Genomic DNA, 4,572 nt, shown 5'->3' on the forward strand with positions numbered 1-4,572 from the left:
TAGCGCCTCGCGTCCATGATTTGATGGATATGTTTGTCGTGATTTGTAGCGTTTTCGCAGGAGCCATCGGGACAGGGTCTCCCTCACGATGCCAAAGAGTCGGGACATTATGAGCTTGCCGGACCCAAAGTTCTTGCGCAATTACTGCATCGATTTAGTGGAAACATACTCATTTAGTTGCGCAAATGGTTAGCCATATGACTTATCGCTGTAAGAGGGGTAAAGGTGTGGGTAGATTGGTGTCGATATCGGAACGGTCTGCATCACAACGCACAAAAAGTGGCAGTTTTCCCTGGGCAACGGTCCGCAGAGGCGTCTATGTTCCACCCGCGTACCCACACTTTGCCCCTCTTACTTATCGCTCCAGAAAATTGCAGATCTGGGTTAAATCCGACGGCCTGCTAGGCCGCAATGGGTCGGTGTGTTATGCGGCTTGTGCTGTCGGAGACTCTGAAAATGTTTAAAGTATTTCTGGGGCATATAGGGGACCACGTCGTTGGGCGTTAAATCGAGACTAAAAGGGATGGCTCTGACATTTGCACGACCAATCTCGCGTCGCGTTTGGACGCGTATCGAAATGCAGATTGCCGCGGCGGATCGGGGCGAACAGTTATTGCAACGCCATCCGGCGGCATTCCTCGATGCCGTATCAACTGTTGCCGCGCTCGGTCACCAAGTACGGCAGTTGCAGCAGCAGGTTGCGGCGATGCAGCATCGGCATCCGATCGAGAGCAATGGTGATACAGTCGATCTTTCATTGCCAGGGAACGATTCCGCCGCATTCACCCGATTACTGCAGGCACTCCGCCCAGTACTATGGGCTGGGGCGACGGTACGGTTGTGCGTGCGGTGCCAGTCGGCAACGGCCGACAATCTGGAGATGGCAACCACAGCGGCAGCTTGGTTGCGTGGGCATGATTTTACCGACGTTAAGATTAAGGCAGATACGGCATCTCCGACCATCACCGTGTCTGCCCGCCTTGCCGCCTGAATTAGCGGTGCGCCACCGCCACCCGACCCCAGCCCTAGGACGAGAATGACACCGCCCACGCTCCCTAGTTGCTCGGTGGTCATCTGCACCGATGGACGCGGCACTATGCTTGCCGACGCCCTGCACGGCCTGGATGGGCTAGATTTCGATAGGTTCGAAGTCTGCGTGGTGCATGGTCCTACTGAGGACGCAACAGCTAAATTGCTGGAGCGCTGGGCGGGGCGTATCAAGGTTATGCAATGCACTGAACGCAATCTTGCCACCTCGCGCAATCTCGGTATCATGTTGGCAGCCGGCGAAGTGGTTGCGTTCATCGACGATGACGCGGTGCCAGAACCGGAATGGCTCGACGATTTGCTGCCGCCCTACCTGGATCCTCAGGTGGGCGGTGCAGGCGGTTTTGTGCTCAATCAGACTGGTATCGGCTTTCAGTACCGCTACGGTGTCGGCGACCGGCTTGGCAACTGTGTGTTGACGCCGACCGTGCCTATGCCGGAACTCAACTTTCCGTATACCGCGAACTATCCACATCTGTTGGGCACCAACGCTTCGTTCCGGCGCAGTGCGCTGCTCGAGATCGGCGGATTTGACGAGGAGTACGACTATTATCTCGACGAAACCGATGTTTGTTGCCGGTTGGTTGATGCCCTCGGGAAAATCATTCAGGTCCCTGGCGCACGCGTACATCACCGATACGCGCCAAGCCCGTTACGTACCAAGCACCGCGTGGTTCGGAAGTGGTATTCGATCGTCAAGAACAAGCTATATTTCTCGCTGATGAACGCTACCCACCATCACGAGACTCGCTTAATGGTTAAAGACGCGGAGAGATTGGTGGGGCGACTGGAGTCCGATCTGCGTTGGGCTGTCGACAACGGCCTGTTAGACCAAAACGATCTTGCTCGCTTTCGTCCGGAGGTGGACCGGGCGTTCGCTGACGGGCTGCGACGCGGTCTGTCGGGGGAGCGGCGGCTCCCGTCACCGGAGAGGCTTTACGCACCGCCTCCGCCGTTTCTCCCATTCCAACCGCGTGCTGCGGGGCGGCGATCGCTGGTGTTACTGAGCCGCGAATATCCGCCCGGCCCTGTCGGCGGCGTCGGCCAATACACGGCCAATCTGGCACAGGCGCTAGCTGGGTTCGACCAGCCGGTTCGTGTGGTGACGCGCACAACTGATGCTGAAGAATCGATCACTTATGCCGCCGGTGTTTGGATCCATCGGGTAAAACCTGTTCCCCCGGTTAGCGCGACCGACCCGGTAGGGGACGCGCTGGCCTATGCGAGCCGGGCGGCCGATGAGGTCGCGGCGATCGTGGCGCGGCACGGTGCCGAAGCCGTCTGTGCGCCGATCTGGGATGCTGAGGGTGTGATGGTGGTGCGCAACGGCAAAGTGCCGGTGGTCACGACGCTGCACACCCCACTCTCTACATGGCTCAAATCGAGCAACCTAGACGGGCGGCACCTTACCGCTGCGGATGGATTCGTCCCCCGCATGCTTGAGCTCGAGCGGGAGGTGCTGCGTGGATCACGTGGTATCATTGCCAATAGTGCTGCGATCCTCGCCACAATGCACGACGATCTTGAACGCACCGACGCAGTCGACCGGGTCCGGATCATCCCACACGGGATGCATGATCTGCGCGAGCTGACTCGCATTATGCCAATGGTTGACCCACCTGGCACCATGCGCGTGCTTTACGTCGGCCGGCTAGAGCCGCGCAAGGGCGTGGACGTACTCATCGAAGCGGCGTTGATAGTCCTGGCGACACGGCTGGAGGTGCGGCTTGATCTTGTCGGGGATGATACGATACGCTTGGATGACGGCTGTTCGCTGCGTGAAAGCTTCGCCGCACGCCCCCTCGATGCGGCGCTTCGCAAGAGGATCCGTTTTCACGGCACCCTGGGCGAGCAGGAACTGCGCGGATTTCTGGCGGCGGCTGACCTTGTAGTCGTTCCGTCGCGATTCGAGTCCTTCGGCTTAACTGCTCTGGAGGCGATGATTTTTGGTAAGCCGTTGGTGTGCAGCCGCGCCGGCGGGCTGGTCGAAGTGGTAGAGGAGGGGAGCAACGCGCTCTTGGTAGAGCCGGGCGACGTGGTCGGGTTGGCCGCAGCTCTCGGGCGCTTGCTTGATAATCCGGCGCTGCGTGCTACGTTCGGAGCACATGGGCGGCAGCGCTACGAACAACTCTTCACGGCACGCACGATGGCCGAACGGATAGTAGACTATATCGCGATCGTGGCCAACGTATCATGATTGCCTCTCCAAGCCTTCTGCGGGTGGTGCTGGTGACAAGTGTGGTGGCACGTCACGATGCAATTTCGGGTTCATTCCTTGATTTGCTGGCGACGCTGCGGGCCGAGGATGGTTTTACCGTCACGGGGTTGGCACATGCGGCGGATACGACAGCACCGGGGCTGCGCTGCATAGCGGACGTTGCCGGTTTGCTAACCGACGACGATTTTTGTGCCGCCGATGTCATCATCTATGAATTCGGTGTCTGGTATGAAGGGTTCAACGCCCTGCTGATCGGCAACGGTCACGGCCGACAGGTAGTTCGATTCCATAACATCACCCCGTCGGGTCTGGTTCCACCGCGTTTACGTTTGCCGGTGGTACGATCGTTCGAACACCTGCACAACATTGGCCGCGCCGACGAGATTTGGGCTGTCAGCCTGGAGAATATGCGTATCGCTATTGAGTATGGCGCGGTGCCGGAGCGCGTGGTCCACCTGCCGCTATCAGTCCGCCCCCGCGTATTGGGGAGACTCGCCGACAAGTCGCGTGCGCCCCTCGTCATCCTGTTCATCGGCCGCTTCGTGCCTTCCAAAGGAGTGCATGAACTTATTGAGGCATGCCGACTGTTGCGCACCTTCGGAGCGCCGCAGTTCGAAGTAGTTCTGGCAGGCAACGAAACCTATTCGGATCCGGCTTATATGTCACGGCTGCGGACGCTAGTAGCTACGGAGGACAATGTGGTCCGTCTTTGCGGCACTGTGGACGATGGGACGCTGGCTAACCTGCTGCGCCGGGCTCATATACTCGCGCTCCCCTCGTATCACGAAGGGTTTGGTAAGTCCGTTATTGAGGGATTGGCTGCCGGATGTGTCCCGGTGGGCTATGCCAGTGCTGCCTTGCCGCACGTTGTCTCTGGTTTTGGGCGGCTGGTCGAACCCGGCGACGTGTCCGAACTCGCGCAAGCGCTGGGTGCGGTGCTCGACACCCTGGATGCTGGGGACACGCCGCTGCCGCTCGACCGAGGAGCGATTCCGGTTGCGGTATTTGATACGTTGGCGGCAGACTACGCAGCCGAGTTTTCCCCAGCAAAGATTGGTGCCCGAATCGTTGCGCGCCTGCGCGCGCTAGCACCAGCATCGCAGACCTTGCCAGCAGACTCTGCCGCGCTGATGTCTTCCAGCCCTAGTACCACCCGTCTTTGATACCGCGGGGATTCATCTGCCGCATGGTGTACGGGGAGCCACTACAAGGCGAGCTGAACATCACACCGCGATCAAGTGCGCGAGGTTCCTGTCGCGCCCAGCTCGTTGTTGCCGAACACCGACGATCTCACGTTATCGCCTATT

Annotated in this window: 3 protein-coding genes; all 3 read left to right on the top strand. The window is 59.3% G+C overall.

Translation table 11 applies throughout. From position 1 onward, the window contains the following. The first annotated feature begins 577 nt into the window (after positions 1–577). The 3 genes from ACP5E6_RS16365 to ACP5E6_RS16375 are packed head-to-tail and all read left to right on the top strand — an operon-like array spanning position 578 to position 4,428. Positions 578–991, top strand: a complete 414-nt coding sequence (locus ACP5E6_RS16365; RefSeq protein WP_427955900.1) for a hypothetical protein — start codon at positions 578–580, stop codon at positions 989–991. Between the two features lie 45 nt (positions 992–1,036). After that, complete coding sequence (locus tag ACP5E6_RS16370) at positions 1,037–3,244, top strand: glycosyltransferase (protein WP_427955902.1); 2,208 nt, start codon at positions 1,037–1,039, stop codon at positions 3,242–3,244. After that, positions 3,241–4,428, top strand: coding sequence for a glycosyltransferase family 4 protein (locus tag ACP5E6_RS16375; RefSeq protein WP_427955904.1), 1,188 nt, complete (start codon positions 3,241–3,243; stop codon positions 4,426–4,428). The genes ACP5E6_RS16370 and ACP5E6_RS16375 overlap by 4 nt, the downstream gene beginning before the upstream one ends. The last annotated feature ends 144 nt before the right edge of the window (positions 4,429–4,572 follow it).

Source organism: Acidiphilium sp. (assembly GCF_049977125.1).
Lineage (GTDB): Bacteria > Pseudomonadota > Alphaproteobacteria > Acetobacterales > Acetobacteraceae > Acidiphilium.

Coding starts and splice junctions, on each gene's coding strand:
- ACP5E6_RS16365 (WP_427955900.1), top strand. CDS start 578: ATGCAGATTGCCGCGGCGGATCGGGGCGAACAGTTATTGCAACGCCAT.
- ACP5E6_RS16370 (WP_427955902.1), top strand. CDS start 1,037: ATGACACCGCCCACGCTCCCTAGTTGCTCGGTGGTCATCTGCACCGAT.
- ACP5E6_RS16375 (WP_427955904.1), top strand. CDS start 3,241: ATGATTGCCTCTCCAAGCCTTCTGCGGGTGGTGCTGGTGACAAGTGTG.